The organism is Streptomyces sp. G-G2, assembly GCF_030063135.1.
Classification (GTDB): Bacteria; Actinomycetota; Actinomycetes; order Streptomycetales; family Streptomycetaceae; genus Streptomyces.
Genome location: NZ_JASISO010000128.1, coordinates 1 through 1,150 on the forward strand (window position 1 = coordinate 1; position 1,150 = coordinate 1,150).

At 66.8% G+C, this 1,150-nt stretch carries 1 protein-coding gene; it reads left to right on the forward strand.

The features are described 5' to 3' along the window. Positions 1-66 precede the first annotated feature (66 nt). Positions 67-1,150 (forward strand): IS630 family transposase gene (locus QMF80_RS38550; protein ID WP_502963009.1). Its coding sequence is split into 2 segments (ribosomal slippage), with 1,082 coding nucleotides annotated over them: positions 67-510 and positions 513-1,150; the frame shifts between segments, so codons are not numbered across the junction. This gene is flagged as partial in the annotation.

Here is a 1,150-nt window from a genome sequence, read left to right on the forward strand (position 1 = left end):
TACTGACCTTGAAGTCGTCTTGTCGTAGGGGCTGACGGTTGGTGATCGTCGCGGTATGCCGGTTGTATGAGGTATCCGCAGGGTGGGGGTCTGACCGCGGAGAGGCAAGCGTTCCGTGAGCGGGTCCGGATGGAAGCGGTCGGGATGTTCGCTGCCGGGCGGGGCAGTACGGACGTCGCGAAGGAGTTACGGGTCAGCGTCCGGTCCGTCCAGCGGTGGCGGAGGGCCTGGCGGGAGGCCGGCCAGGACGGGCTCCGTTCCCAGGGCCCGGCGTCTCGCCCGAAGCTGAGCGAGGTGCTGTTCGCCGTGCTCGAGGAGGAGCTGACGAAGGGTGCCGTCGCTCACGGCTGGCCCGATCAACGATGGACACTGGCCCGGATCAAGACCCTGATCGGTCGGCGTTTCCACAAGAGCATGACGCTATCGGGCATCTCGCAGATGCTGCGGAGACACGGCTGGAGTCATCAGGTTCCAGCTCGCCGCGCCGTCGAGCGCGACGAGGCAGCCGTGGCCGGCTGGGTGAAGGAGGTGTGGCCACACCTGGAACCACCGCGGCGGCGCTCGGGGCCTGGCTCGTCTTCGAAGACGAAGCCGGATTCTCGATGACGCCGCCGACCTCCCGCACCTGGGGCCGCCGTGGATCCACCCCCGTCATCCGGGTCCGTGGCCGTTCCCAGCGCCGCTTCTCCATAGCGGCCCTGTGCTGCTACAAACCCGGCGAACGATCCCGTCTCATCTACCGGCCCAGACGGCATACCGATCACAAGAGCGGCGGTCGCAAAAGCTTCGCCTGGACCGAGTACCGCGACCTCCTCATCGCCGCCCACCATCAGCTCAACGGCCCGATCGTCCTCGTCTGGGACAACTTGAACGTCCACAAGGACCGACGCATGCGGGCCTTCATCGACGCCCACGACTGGATCACCGCCTACCACCTGCCGCCCTACGCACCCGACCTCAACCCCGTCGAGGGCATCTGGTCGGTCCTCCGCCGGACCAGCCAGGCGAACACAGCCTTCACCGACCCAGACCACCTCATCCGCCGACTCCGACATGGCCTCCGTCAGATCCAATACCGCAGCGACATCATCGACGGATGCCTCGCCGCGACCGGCCTCACACCCACGACACCACGCCTACAACCTCAGTA